The organism is Pseudomonas palleroniana (assembly GCF_003031675.1).
In the GTDB taxonomy this organism is placed as follows: Bacteria; Pseudomonadota; Gammaproteobacteria; order Pseudomonadales; family Pseudomonadaceae; genus Aquipseudomonas; species Aquipseudomonas palleroniana.
Genome location: NZ_PYWX01000044.1, coordinates 22,272 through 35,537, shown reverse-complemented (window position 1 = coordinate 35,537; position 13,266 = coordinate 22,272). Strand labels below are relative to the sequence as shown.

Here is a 13,266-nt window from a genome sequence, read left to right as displayed (position 1 = left end):
GTGTGTCAGTCAATACATCCACTACTGACACACCCCCATCGGGAGCAAGCCCCCTCCCACAGTCGAATCGCATTTCAAGTCTCACATAGCAGGGGATTTCAGGCCGTTTCGACGGCCTTTTTTTTCGCCTCGAGAAATACGGACTGCATATATATTTATGGAATAAACAAATGAAAAAATAAGATTTATAGATATATAAATCAGCTGATATGGTCTCTCCCATCTTGGCGCAATCGCCACCCAGCGAACCGCCGACACTTGCTCAAGGAATACCTGCATGCTGGTCGTAACACTTGGAGGCAGCCCTAGCCAGCGTTCCCGCTCTGGGGTCTTGCTGGAGAAAACCCGTCAGTGGCTACAGCAAAAAGGCGTGGAAGTGGTGAGTTATCAGGTACGGGACTTCCCGGCCGAAGACTTGCTGCACGCCCGCTTCGACAGCCCCAAAGTCATCGACCTGTTGCAGCAAGTGGCCAACGCCGACGGCCTAGTCATCGCCACGCCGGTGTACAAGGCTTCATTTTCCGGCGCGCTGAAAACCGTGCTCGATCTGCTGCCCGAACGCGCCCTGGCGCACAAGATCGTGTTGCCCATGGCTACCGGTGGCAGCATCGCCCACATGCTGGCGGTGGATTACGCCTTGAAGCCCGTGCTCTCGGCCCTCAAAGCCCAGGAATTGCTGCACGGGATCTTTGCCGAAGACAGTCAGATCGCCTACGGCGAAGGCAGTGCCCAGGCGCAACTGGTGCCCGTGCTCGAACAGCGTTTGCATGAGGCCCTGGAGACACTCTACGACGCCATGGCCCGTCGCCCGAAACCGTTGGACCCCCACGTGTTGAATGAACGTTTGTTGAGTGCTCGCTGGAGCATTTAAGCCGTACCGTTTTTTGTAGTACTCACCTTACTCAGCCGCCAACGGCCAAGCAGGTGCAGCCAACCCCCTCATCGCAAATTGGAGAGAGCGCCATGCGCACTGTCATCTTGCGTCGTGGTCTGGTCGCACTGTTTGCTGCGGCTGTGTCCTTCGGCGCCATTGTTCAAGCTCAAGCGGCCGAGACCTTGCGGATCGGTTATCAGAAGTACGGCACCTTGGTGTTGCTCAAGGCCAAGGGCACCCTCGAGAAGCGCCTGGCCGCCCAGGGCGTGCAAGTGCAATGGACTGAATTCCCCGGTGGCCCGCAATTGCTGGAAGGCTTGAACGTCGGCTCGATCGACTTCGGCGTCACCGGTGAAACCCCGCCGGTCTTCGCCCAGGCGGCTGGTGCCGATCTGCTCTACGTCGCCTACGAGCCACCGGCGCCCACCAGCGAAGCGATCCTGGTGCCGAAGGATTCGTCGATCCAATCGGTGGCCGAGCTCAAGGGCAAGAAAATTGTGCTCAATAAAGGCTCCAACGTGCACTACCTGCTGGTGCGTGCACTGGAAGACGCCGGCCTCAAATACACCGACGTGCAAACCGTATTCCTGCCGCCCGCCGATGCCCGTGCTGCTTTCGAGCGTGGCAGCGTGGATGCCTGGGTGATCTGGGACCCTTACCAGGCCGCCGCTGAAAAACAACTGCAAGCGCGCACCCTGCGTGACGGCACCGGCATTGCCGACAACCATCAGTTCTACCTCGCCACCAAGCCTTATGCCACACAGCACCCGGACGTCATCAAGGCGCTGGTGGAAGAAGTGCGTGCGGTGGGCGAGTGGTCCAAGGCCAACCCGCAGGAGGTCACCGAACAGGTCGCACCGCTGCTTGGCCTGCCGGCCGACATCACCCTGACTTCAGTCAAGCGCCAAGGCTACGGCGCACTGTTCCTGACGCCGGCGGTGGTCGCCGCTCAGCAGAAAATCGCCGACAGCTTCTACCAACTCAAATTGATCCCCAAACCCTTGAGCATCAAGGACGTGATCTGGACTCCACCCGCCGCCGTCGCCAAAGCGCCGTAATCCGACTTCTTCAGGAGACAACTCCATGAGCCTCAATATTTTCTGGTTTCTGCCTACCCATGGCGACGGCCATTACCTTGGCACCGCCGAAGGCGCTCGCGCCGTCGACCACGGTTACTTGCAGCAAGTGGCCCAGGCCGCCGACCGCCTGGGCTTCGGCGGCGTGCTGATTCCCACTGGTCGCTCCTGCGAAGATTCCTGGCTGGTAGCCGCTTCGCTGATCCCCGTGACCCAGCGTCTGAAATTCCTGGTCGCGCTACGCCCCGGGATCATTTCCCCGACGGTGGCCGCGCGTCAGGCGGCGACGCTGGATCGCCTGTCCGGTGGTCGTGCGCTGTTCAACCTGGTCACGGGTGGCGATCCGGAAGAATTGGCCGGTGACGGCTTGTTCCTCAGCCACGAAGAGCGCTATCAGGCCTCGGTGGAGTTCACTCGGATCTGGCGCCGCGTGCTGGAAGGCGAAACGGTGGATTACGACGGCGAGCACATCAGCGTCAAAGGCGCCAAGTTGCTCTACCCACCCATCCAGCAACCGCGCCCGCCGCTGTATTTTGGCGGCTCCTCCGAAGCGGCCCAGGACCTGGCTGCCGAACAGGTGGAAATGGTGCTCACCTGGGGCGAGCCACCTGCTGCCGTCGCCGAGAAAATCGAACAGGTACGCGCCAAGGCCGCCAAGCTTGGGCGCACCGTGCGCTTCGGTATCCGCCTGCATGTGATCGTGCGCGAAACCAATGAGGACGCCTGGAAAGCCGCCGACAAGCTGATCTCCCATCTGGACGACGACACCATTGCCCGTGCCCAGGCTTCCCTGGCGCGCTTTGATTCGGTTGGCCAACAGCGCATGGCCGCGCTGCACGGTGGTAGTCGCGACAACCTCGAAGTCAGCCCCAACCTGTGGGCCGGCGTCGGCCTGGTGCGCGGCGGTGCCGGTACGGCACTGGTGGGCGATGGCCCGACGGTAGCGGCGCGGGTCAAGGAATACGCAGACCTGGGTATCGATACGTTTATCTTCTCGGGTTATCCCCACCTGGAAGAGTCGTATCGGGTGGCCGAGCTGTTGTTCCCGCACCTAGATATCGAACGCCCCGAATTGCCGAAAAGCGCCGGTTACGTCAGCCCGTTCGGTGAGATGGTCGCCAACGACATCCTTCCCAAAGCTGCATCACAGAGCTGAGGCGGCGCCATGAATCTTGAAAAATTGAGCCAGCGCATCGCGCCGTGGCTGCTGCCGATCCTGTTGTTGGCGATCTGGCAGTTGTCGGTGTCGGCGGGCTGGTTGTCCACGCGCATTCTGCCGGCGCCGAGTGCGGTGATCGAAGCCGGGATCAATCTGGTGCGCAGCGGCGAAATCTGGACGCATTTGGCGATCAGCGGCTGGCGTGCGGGCCTTGGGTTCTTGATCGGTGGCAGCATCGGCCTGGCCCTGGGCTTTATCACCGGTTTGTCGAAATGGGGCGAGCGCCTGCTGGACAGTTCGGTGCAGATGATCCGCAACGTGCCGCACCTGGCGCTGATTCCGTTGGTGATCCTGTGGTTCGGCATTGACGAGACGGCGAAGATTTTCCTGGTGGCGCTCGGCACGTTGTTCCCGATCTACCTGAACACCTACCACGGCATCCGCAACGTCGACCCGGCGCTGGTGGAAATGTCGCGCAGCTATGGCCTGTCCGGGTTCAGCCTGTTCCGTCAGGTGATTCTGCCGGGGGCGCTGCCGTCGATTCTGGTGGGGGTGCGCTTCGCCTTGGGCTTCATGTGGCTGACGCTGATCGTGGCGGAAACCATCTCGGCCAGCTCCGGCATCGGTTATCTGGCCATGAACGCCCGCGAATTCCTGCAGACCGACGTGGTGGTGCTGGCCATCGTGCTTTACGCGGTCCTCGGCAAACTGGCCGACCTTGCCGCCCGTGGCCTGGAACGTGTGTGGCTGCGTTGGCACCCGGCTTACCAAGTCAATAAAGGAGGTGCGGCATGACAGCTCAACAACCTCCGCGCCTGCTTAAAGGCATCCCGCTGGCGGTACGCAAATTGCGCAAGGCCTTTGGTTCGCGGGAAGTGCTCAAAGAGATAGACCTGCATATCCCGGCCGGCCAGTTTGTGGCCGTGGTTGGCCGCAGCGGATGCGGTAAAAGCACCTTGCTGCGCCTGTTGGCGGGTCTGGACAAAGCCAGTGGCGGTGAGCTGCTGGCGGGTTCCGCGCCGCTTGATGAAGCGATTGAAGATACGCGGTTGATGTTCCAGGAAGCGCGCTTGCTGCCGTGGAAAAAGATCATCGACAACGTGGGCCTTGGCCTCAAGGGCAACTGGCGTCCCCAGGCCCTGGAGGCGTTGGACGCAGTGGGCCTGGCCGAACGTGCCAATGAGTGGCCGGCGGCCTTGTCCGGTGGCCAGAAGCAGCGCGTGGCCCTGGCTCGCGCGTTGATTCACCAGCCGCGCCTGTTGCTGCTCGACGAGCCGCTGGGCGCGTTGGACGCGCTGACCCGCATCGAGATGCAGCAACTGATCGAAAACCTGTGGCGCAAGCACGGCTTTACCGTGTTGCTGGTGACCCACGATGTCAGCGAAGCCGTGGCTATTGCCGACCGGGTGATCCTGATCGAAGACGGTGAAATCGGCCTGGACCTCGTTGTCGACCTGCCACGCCCACGAGCCCGAGGCTTGCACCGCCTGGCCGCACTCGAAGCCGAAGTGCTCAACCGTGTGCTGTCGCTGCCTGGCTCGCCGCCGGAACCGGAACCTGTTTCACCGCTGCCTACGCAATTGCGATGGGCTCAATAACTCACTTGTCCCATGAAGGAAGAAGACCATGACTATTAAAGCTATCAACGTGCGTAACCAGTTCAAAGGCACCATCAAGGAAATCGTCGAAGGCGATGTGCTGTCGGAAATTGACGTACAGACCGCATCGGGCATCGTCACGTCCGTGATCACCACCCGTTCGGTCAAAGAGCTGGAGCTGGTGATTGGCAGTGAAGTGATTGCCTTTGTGAAATCCACCGAGGTGTCGATCGCCAAGTTGTGATCGTTCTTGAGGCCGCCATCGGGGCAGCCCCCTCGCACATTTGATCGGTGAATAGATTCAAAGTGTGGGAGGGGGCTTGCCCCCGATGAGGCCCTTTCAACCACCCCGGAACTCAACGCTTGGGCAGGTAAGCCGGCAGGTACAACCCCACATACGCGTCAAACACCCGCATTCCTTCTTCCGCCATGCGCGGCGTAATCAGCCCATGCTGATGCACCGAGCGCGCATAGACGCGGTCGCTCAGCTCCAGTGCCAGTGCAAACACATCCACATCGGCAGGTAAGGTCGGCACCTCGAAATGCCGATTGAACACGGTGAGCATCAAGTCGCCCAATTCCAGATCATGCTGGCGGTCGGCCTGGGTCACTTCGGTCAGCCCGTGCTGGGCCAGGATCAGCTGGCGAGCGGCGGCGTCCTGGTCGTAGATGGCGAGCATGCGCTGTTCGACGATGTAGGACAGATCGCGCCAGTGCTTGAGTGACTCATGCTCGATGGGTGCCTGGATGGCGGCCCGGAAAGCGGCGTGCACATCGGCGGTCAGCGCTTCCAGCAGCGCCGGCACACTGGCGAAGAAGTGATATACCGACGACGGCGGGATCTGTGCCCGCTCGGCCACGCTGTAGATCGACAGACTCGCCACGCCTTCGGCGGCCAGCAAGGTGCGGGCGGCGTCGAGGATCGCATCAATCCGGGCCTGGCTGCGGGCGCGGGGTTTGCGAGGGGCGGTGGGGCGGGTAGTCATGCACGTCTCCTACAAGGCAGCGGGCATTGTATGAGCAGGAATCTGTGTTGTCTTCCAGGCCGCCATCGGGAGCAAGCCCCCTCCCACAGTTTGATTTGTGAATACATTCAAGTGTGGGAGGGGGCTTGCTCCCGATGAGGCCAACCCAGTGTCCTAGCACAAACGCATAAAAAAACGCCGCCGACCAAAGTCGGCAGCGTTCGTTATCAGCGCAGCAACCGTTTATACGGTATGCAGGTACCAGTTGTACTCAAGGTCGGAGATGGAGTGTTCGAACTCTTCCAGCTCACTTTCCTTACAGGCGACGAAGATATCGATGTATTTAGGATCGATGTACTTGGCCATCACCTCGCTGTCATCCAACTCACGCAGGGCATCGCGCAGGTTGTTCGGCAGGCTCTGCTCGTTCTGCTCGTAGCTGTTGCCTTCCACCGGTGCGTTAGGCTCGATCTTGTTGGTCAGGCCGTGGTGCACGCCTGCCAGGACCGAAGCCATCAGCAGGTAGGGGTTGGCGTCGGCGCCGGCCACACGGTGTTCGATACGTACGGCATCGGACGAGCCGGTCGGTACGCGAATCGCCACGGTGCGGTTGTCCAGGCCCCAGCACGGCGAGTTCGGCACATAGAACTGCGCGCCGAAACGCCGGTACGAGTTGACGTTGGGGCACAGGAACGCCATTTGGGCGGGTAGGGTCTCGAGCACACCGCCGATCGCGTGACGCAATGCGGCGTTCTGCTCGGGATCCTCGCTGGCAAAGATGTTCTTGCCGTCCTTGTCCAGGATCGAAATGTGTACGTGCAAACCGTTGCCTGCCTGGCCTGGGTAAGGCTTGGCCATGAAGGTGGTGTCCATCTCATGGTCGTAGGCGATGTTCTTGATCAGGCGCTTGAGCAGTACGGCGTAGTCGCAAGCCTTGATCGGGTCGGCCACGTGGTGCAGGTTCACTTCGAACTGCGCCGGGGCGCTTTCCTTGACGATGGCGTCGGCCGGGATGCCTTGCTCTTTGGCACCTTCCAGAATGTCCTGGAGGCAGTCGACGTATTCGTCGAGGTCGTCGATCAGGTAGACCTGTGTCGAGTGCGGGCGTTTGCCGGAGATCGGCGAGCGGGGCGGTTGTGGGCGGCCATTCACGTTCTCCTGGTCGATCAGGTAGAACTCAAGTTCGAAGGCGGCGCAGATCGTCAGGCCGAGGTCGTCGAATTTGCTGACAACCTGGCGAAGCACTTCGCGCGGATCGGCGAAGAAAGGTTCACCTTCAAGTTCGTGCATGGTCATCAGCAGTTGCGCGGTTGGGCGCTTTTGCCAAGGTTCATTGCACAGGGTATCGGGGATTGGATAACAGATTCGGTCAGCATCACCGATGTCCAGGCCCAGGCCGGTGCTTTCCACCGTCGAGCCGTTGATATCCAGGGCAAATAAAGAGGCAGGCAGGTTGATGCCCTTCTCGTAAACCTTGTGGAGGCTGGTGCGTTCGATGCGCTTGCCGCGCACCACACCATTCATATCCGCAATTAGAAGGTCTACGTACAGAACCTCAGGATGATCCTTAAGGAACGCGTTCGCTTCGTTAAGCTGAACGGCACGCGGGGGTACCGACATGATGCAACACCTTTGTTGTTAAAAATATCAATCATTGATCTTTTCTGGTTTCAGTCAACCCGAACGGCATGCCGAAGTCAAGCGAGGCATTTTTCGCCCTAAAAAAGCGCCGCGAGGGCATTTTTGGGGCTTTTTGGGGCGGTTTTTTGGGTTTGAAGGGCTTGGGACTCGCAGGCTTGAGCGGGCCGTGTTGTATTTTTTACGGGGGTGTTGTGTAAAAAAATGAACAAGGCTAAGCTCGATTCAAACCCATAACAGCAATAATACCGGGGTGTTTCATGTTTCACCTGCCGCCATTCGGCGTCTTTGCCTGCTTGCGCCAGGCGTTGTCCGCAGTCCGTTCACCCCGCGTGAATGCCCGCGTACCGGCCAATATTCTTGACGGCCTGTCCGACCTCCTTTTTGCCTTCTCAACTGTGACTGACCGGCTGCCGTCCACGCTGCCGATCATGATTCTGCACAACTTTGGCCTGAGGAATGCAACGCAGCAGCAAATGACGGGTAAGCTCCTACCTTGAACGAAAAAGCGACGCGGATGCTGCGTCAACCAACGCCTGACCTTTAATGGATGTCAGGAAACCCAGCCCAGAGGCATTTATGAGTAACAACCTCGACCAGCTCACCGATTGGTTGAAAGACCACAAGATCACAGAAGTCGAATGCATGATTGGCGACCTCACCGGCATCACCCGGGGCAAGATCTCGCCGACCAACAAGTTCATCGCCGAGAAAGGCATGCGTCTGCCCGAGAGCGTGCTGCTGCAGACCGTCACCGGCGACTACGTCGAAGACGACATCTATTACGAATTGCTCGACCCGGCCGACATCGACATGATCTGCCGCCCCGACCAGAACGCCGTATTCCTGGTGCCTTGGGCCATTGAGCCGACCGCCCAGGTGATCCACGACACCTACGACAAGCAAGGCAACCCGATCGAGCTGTCGCCGCGCAACGTACTCAAGAAAGTCCTCAAGCTCTATGCCGATAAAGGCTGGCAGCCCATTGTGGCGCCGGAGATGGAGTTCTACCTGACCAAGCGCTGCGAAGACCCGGACTTCCCGCTGCAACCGCCGATTGGCCGTTCCGGCCGCCCGGAAACCGGTCGCCAGTCCTTCTCTATAGAAGCGGCCAACGAATTCGACCCGCTGTTCGAAGATGTCTACGACTGGTGCGAACTGCAGGAACTGGACCTCGACACCCTGATCCATGAAGACGGCACCGCGCAGATGGAAATCAACTTCCGTCATGGCGATGCCCTGTCCCTGGCCGACCAGATCCTGGTGTTCAAGCGCACCATGCGCGAAGCCGCGCTCAAGCACGACGTGGCCGCCACCTTCATGGCCAAGCCGATGACCGGCGAGCCCGGCAGCGCGATGCACTTGCACCAGAGCATCATCGACATCGCCACCGGCAAGAACGTCTTCTCCAATGAAGACGGGACCATGAGCCAACTGTTCCTCAACCACATTGGCGGCCTGCAGAAATTCATCCCTGAATTGCTGCCGCTGTTTGCCCCCAACGTGAACTCGTTCCGCCGTTTTCTGCCCGACACCTCGGCGCCGGTCAACGTGGAATGGGGCGAAGAAAACCGCACCGTCGGTTTGCGTGTGCCGGATGCCGGCCCGCAGAACCGCCGCGTGGAAAACCGCCTGCCGGGTGCCGACGCCAACCCGTACCTGGCCATTGCCGCCAGTTTGCTGTGTGGCTTCATCGGCATGGTCGAAGGCCATAACCCAAGCGCGCCCGTGGTGGGCCGTGGTTACGAGCGACGCAACCTGCGCCTGCCGTTGACCATCGAAGATGCCTTGGAACGCATGGAAAACAGCAAGACCATCGAGAAATACCTGGGTCGCAAATTCATCACAGGCTACGTCGCGGTCAAGCGGGCCGAGCATGAAAACTTCAAGCGCGTGATCAGTTCATGGGAGCGGGAATTCCTGCTCTTCGCCGTCTGACGCCCCGGGCGCACTGTGGGAACAGCGCGCCCTTCACTGAAAAGTCTAGGAGATTGGTATGTCCAGCAACAACCCGCAAACCCGTGAATGGCAAGCCTTGAGCAGCGATCATCACTTGGCGCCGTTCAGCGATTTCAAGCAATTGAAAGAGAAGGGCCCACGGATCATCACCAAAGCCCACGGTGTTTACCTGTGGGACAGCGAAGGCAACAAGATCCTCGACGGCATGGCCGGCCTGTGGTGCGTGGCGGTCGGTTACGGTCGTGATGAGCTGGCCGACGCCGCCGCCAAGCAGATGAAAGAGCTGCCCTACTACAACCTGTTCTTCCAGACGGCTCACCCACCGGTACTGGAACTGGCCAAGGTGATTGCCGACATTGCACCGGCCGGCATGAACCATGTGTTCTTCACCGGTTCCGGCTCCGAAGGCAACGACACCATGTTGCGCATGGTCCGCCACTACTGGGCGATCAAGGGCCAACCGAACAAAAAAGTCATCATCAGCCGCAAGAACGGCTACCACGGTTCCACCGTGGCCGGCGCGAGCCTGGGCGGCATGACGTATATGCATGAACAGGGCGACTTGCCGATCCCGGGCATTACCCACATCGCCCAGCCTTACTGGTTTGGCGAAGGCGGCGACATGAGTCCCGAGGAGTTCGGGGTCTGGGCCGCCAACCAGCTGGAAGAGAAGATTCTGGAGCTGGGCGTGGACAACGTCGGTGCCTTTATTGCCGAGCCGATCCAGGGCGCTGGTGGCGTGATCGTGCCGCCGGATACCTACTGGCCGCGCATCAAGGAAATCCTGGCCAAGTACGACATCCTGTTTGTCGCCGACGAAGTGATCTGCGGCTTCGGCCGTACCGGTGAGTGGTTCGGCAGCGACTTCTATGACCTCAAGCCGCACATGATGACCATCGCCAAGGGCCTGACCTCGGGCTACGTGCCCATGGGCGGCCTGATCGTGCACGACGATGTAGTTGCCGTGTTGAACGAAGGGGGTGATTTCAACCACGGTTTCACCTATTCCGGCCACCCGGTGGCTGCGGCGGTGGCCCTGGAAAACATCCGCATCCTGCGCGATGAAAAAATCGTGGATCGCGTGCACGAAGAAACGGCACCGTATTTGCAGAAACGTCTGAGGGAACTGGCTGACCACCCGTTGGTGGGTGAAGTTCGCGGTGCAGGCATGCTGGGTGCGATCGAGCTGGTCCAGGACAAGGCCACCCGCAAGCGCTATGAAGGCAAAGGCGTGGGCATGATTTGCCGCAACTTCTGCTTCAACAACGGGCTGATCATGCGCGCCGTGGGTGACACCATGATCATTTCGCCGTCGCTGGTGATCAGCAAGGCCGAAATCGACGAACTGGTGACCAAGGCGCGGACGTGCCTGGACCTGACTTTGGCGGCATTGCAGGGCTAAGTGCTAGGCTCAGTACGCGGTTCACTGAGCAGTTATAAATGTAGGGGCCTTGGTTGAAAGCCGGCCCCTGAACTTGCCAGACTGTCCCCCTGTTTTGTTGCCCTCCGGAAGGGCCGCCGAACATAAAAGAACGTGGCCCAAAAAAGAAAAATTGGAGCATCACCATAATGAAGGCATTAGGTTTGAAGAACGCTGGCAAGACTCTCCTCGCCTTGTCCCTGATGGGCGCAATGGCGGGTGCGGCCCAGGCAGACGATAAAGTGCTGCACGTCTACAACTGGTCTGACTACATTGCACCGGACACCATCGCCAACTTTGAAAAAGAGTCGGGCATCAAAGTGGTGTACGACGTTTTCGACAGTAACGAAACCCTGGAAGCCAAGCTGCTGGCAGGCAAGTCCGGCTACGACATCGTCGTTCCGTCGAACAACTTCCTCGCCAAGCAGATCAAGGCCGGTGTCTACCAGGAGCTGGACAAGTCCAAGCTGTCCAACTACGACAACCTGAACAAATCCCTGCTTAAAGCCGTGTCGGTCAGCGACCCGGACAACAAGCACGCCTTCCCTTACATGTGGGGCTCGATCGGCATCGGCTACAACCCGGAGAAGGTCAAGGCCGCGCTGGGCGTGGACAAGATCGATTCGTGGGACGTGCTGCTCAAGCCTGAAAACATTGCCAAGCTCAAGAGCTGCGGCGTGAGCTTCCTCGACTCGCCGACCGAAATGCTGCCGGTGGCTCTGCACTACCTGGGCCTGCCAACCGACACTCAGGATAAAAAACAGCTCAAGCAAGCCGAAGACCTGTTCCTGAAAATCCGTCCGTCGATCAGCTACTTCCACTCGTCCAAGTACATCTCGGACCTGGCCAACGGCAACATCTGCGTCGCCGTGGGTTACTCGGGTGATATCCAGCAGGCCAAGTCCCGTGCGGCCGAAGCCGGCGGCAAGGTCAAGGTGGCCTACGATATTCCGAAAGAAGGTGCAGGCAGCTTCTATGACATGGTCGCCATCCCTAAAGATGCCGAAAACGTCGACGCCGCCTACAAGTTCATGAACTACCTGCTCAAGCCGGAGGTCATGGCTGCGATCACCGACAGCGTGCGTTTCCCGAACGGTAACGAGAAGGCTACCGCACTGGTCGACAAGGAAATCACCAGCGACCCAGGCATCTATCCACCAGCCGATGTGCAGGCCAAGCTCTACGCCATTGCTGACTTGCCGGCTGCGACCCAGCGTGAAATGACACGCAGCTGGACCAAGATCAAATCCGGTAAATAAGCCTCAAGGCCGGAGGGGAGTGTGGGAGGGGGCTTGCTCCCTCCCACATAACCCGCTCCCACACATTTAAATGACAGAAAGTTTTGCCGGATCGGTTTATCGAGGGTAAGTTGCGCGCCGGTTTTGTTGCCGGGCAACAACTTTTGGGCCCAACTATTTAAGAGGACCTCCACTTGCCAATTTCTTTATTTCGCAAAGCCTTGCTGGTGGGTGCAGGTATCACGCTGGCTGTCAGCGTGCAGGCCGCCCCGACTGTGCATATTTATAATTGGTCGGACTACATCGGTACCGACACGCTGGCCAACTTCGAAAAGGCTACCGGCATCAAGCCCGTGTATGACGTGTTCGATTCCAACGAAACCCTGGAAGGCAAGTTGCTGGCCGGGCGCACCGGCTACGACGTGGTCGTGCCGTCCAACCACTTCCTCGGCAAGCAGATCAAGGCCGGGGCGTTCCAGAAGCTCGACAAGTCTTTACTGACGAACTATTCCAACCTTGACCCGGCGCTGCTCAAGCGTCTGGAAAAGAACGATCCGGGTAACCAGTACGCAGTGCCGTATCTGTGGGGCACCAATGGCATCGGTTACAACGTCGACAAGGTCAAGGAAGTGCTCGGCGTCGATCATATTGACTCCTGGGCCGTGCTGTTCGAACCGGAAAACATGAAGAAGCTGGCCACTTGCGGCGTATCGTTCATGGACTCGGCGGATGAAATGCTGCCGGCGGTGCTCAACTACATGGGCTTGAACCCTAACAGCACCAACCCCGAAGACTACAAGAAGGCCGAAGAAAAGCTGCTCAAAGTGCGGCCCTACGTGACCTATTTCCATTCTTCCAAATACATTTCCGACCTGGCCAACGGCAACATCTGCGTGGCGGCAGGCTTCTCCGGCGATGTGTTCCAGGCCAGATCTCGCGCGGCTGAAGCGGACAAGGGCGTGAACATTGCCTACGTGATTCCGAAAGAAGGCGGCAACCTGTGGTTTGACGTGCTGGCGATCCCCAAGGACGCCACCAACGTCAAGGAGGCCCACGCCTTCATCAACTATTTACTGCAACCTGAGGTGATCGCCCAGGTCAGTGATGTCGTCGGTTATGCCAACCCTAACCCAGGGGCGGACAAGCTGATGAAGCAATCGATACGCACTGACGCAGCGGTTTACCCACCGCAGGCGGTTCTCGACCGGACATTCGTCAACTTCGAGTTACCCCCGAAAGTGCAGCGTTTGATGACCCGTAGCTGGACCAAGGTCAAGACGGGCAAGTAAGGCTCAAACTATCCAAGGTTTCGTCCGTATTGGTCGAACAGAAAACTTTG

The 13,266-nt window shown here is 59.2% G+C and carries 13 protein-coding genes; 11 read left to right on the top strand and 2 right to left on the bottom strand.

The window, feature by feature from the left end:
* Window positions 1-277 precede the first annotated feature (277 nt).
* The 6 genes from ssuE (at window position 278) to C9383_RS14925 (ending at window position 4,951) form a co-directional block, all read left to right on the top strand.
* Window positions 278-871, top strand: a complete 594-nt coding sequence (gene ssuE, locus C9383_RS14950; protein WP_060753547.1) for an NADPH-dependent FMN reductase — start codon at window positions 278-280, stop codon at window positions 869-871.
* Window positions 872-963: 92 nt separating this feature from the next.
* Window positions 964-1,932 carry a sulfonate ABC transporter substrate-binding protein gene (locus C9383_RS14945; protein ID WP_090368095.1) on the top strand — a complete coding sequence of 323 codons (969 nt, stop codon included), beginning with the start codon at window positions 964-966 and terminating at the stop codon, window positions 1,930-1,932.
* A 25-nt stretch (window positions 1,933-1,957) separates the two neighbouring features.
* Complete coding sequence (gene ssuD / locus C9383_RS14940; protein WP_090368098.1) at window positions 1,958-3,106, top strand: FMNH2-dependent alkanesulfonate monooxygenase; 1,149 nt, start codon at window positions 1,958-1,960, stop codon at window positions 3,104-3,106.
* Between the two features lie 9 nt (window positions 3,107-3,115).
* Window positions 3,116-3,904: an aliphatic sulfonate ABC transporter permease SsuC gene (ssuC, locus tag C9383_RS14935; protein WP_060753544.1), complete on the top strand. Its 789-nt coding sequence runs from the start codon at window positions 3,116-3,118 to the stop codon at window positions 3,902-3,904.
* Window positions 3,901-4,707 (top strand): aliphatic sulfonates ABC transporter ATP-binding protein, encoded by an 807-nt coding sequence (gene ssuB / locus C9383_RS14930; RefSeq protein WP_090368101.1) that lies wholly within the window; start codon window positions 3,901-3,903, stop codon window positions 4,705-4,707. The genes ssuC and ssuB overlap by 4 nt, the downstream gene beginning before the upstream one ends.
* Before the next feature lie 28 nt (window positions 4,708-4,735).
* The gene (locus tag C9383_RS14925; RefSeq protein WP_003213899.1) at window positions 4,736-4,951 is read left to right on the top strand and encodes a TOBE domain-containing protein; all 216 of its coding nucleotides are present in this window, start codon (window positions 4,736-4,738) and stop codon (window positions 4,949-4,951) included.
* 112 nt (window positions 4,952-5,063) lie between these two features.
* Here the strand turns inward: C9383_RS14925 and C9383_RS14920 are convergent, their stop codons facing one another.
* Entirely contained in the window at window positions 5,064-5,693 is a 630-nt protein-coding gene (locus C9383_RS14920) for a TetR/AcrR family transcriptional regulator (protein WP_060753542.1), read from the bottom strand.
* A gap of 222 nt (window positions 5,694-5,915) precedes the next feature.
* Window positions 5,916-7,292 carry a glutamine synthetase family protein gene (locus C9383_RS14915; RefSeq protein WP_010207341.1) on the bottom strand — a complete coding sequence of 459 codons (1,377 nt, stop codon included), beginning with the start codon at window positions 7,290-7,292 and terminating at the stop codon, window positions 5,916-5,918.
* A 278-nt stretch (window positions 7,293-7,570) separates the two neighbouring features.
* Here C9383_RS14915 and C9383_RS14910 point away from each other — a divergent pair, with 278 nt between their 5' ends.
* The 5 genes from C9383_RS14910 (at window position 7,571) to C9383_RS14890 (ending at window position 13,216) form a co-directional block, all read left to right on the top strand.
* Window positions 7,571-7,810: a hypothetical protein gene (locus C9383_RS14910; protein WP_090368103.1), complete on the top strand. Its 240-nt coding sequence runs from the start codon at window positions 7,571-7,573 to the stop codon at window positions 7,808-7,810.
* 79 nt (window positions 7,811-7,889) lie between these two features.
* Window positions 7,890-9,248, top strand: coding sequence for a glutamine synthetase family protein (locus C9383_RS14905; RefSeq protein WP_060753539.1), 1,359 nt, complete (start codon window positions 7,890-7,892; stop codon window positions 9,246-9,248).
* 58 nt (window positions 9,249-9,306) lie between these two features.
* On the top strand, window positions 9,307-10,671 hold the full coding sequence (locus C9383_RS14900) for an aspartate aminotransferase family protein (RefSeq protein ID WP_090368105.1): 1,365 nt from the start codon (window positions 9,307-9,309) through the stop codon (window positions 10,669-10,671).
* A 182-nt stretch (window positions 10,672-10,853) separates the two neighbouring features.
* Window positions 10,854-11,948 (top strand): polyamine ABC transporter substrate-binding protein, encoded by a 1,095-nt coding sequence (locus tag C9383_RS14895; protein WP_090372294.1) that lies wholly within the window; start codon window positions 10,854-10,856, stop codon window positions 11,946-11,948.
* 173 nt (window positions 11,949-12,121) lie between these two features.
* Window positions 12,122-13,216 (top strand): polyamine ABC transporter substrate-binding protein, encoded by a 1,095-nt coding sequence (locus tag C9383_RS14890; protein ID WP_090368107.1) that lies wholly within the window; start codon window positions 12,122-12,124, stop codon window positions 13,214-13,216.
* Window positions 13,217-13,266: the final 50 nt, after the last annotated feature.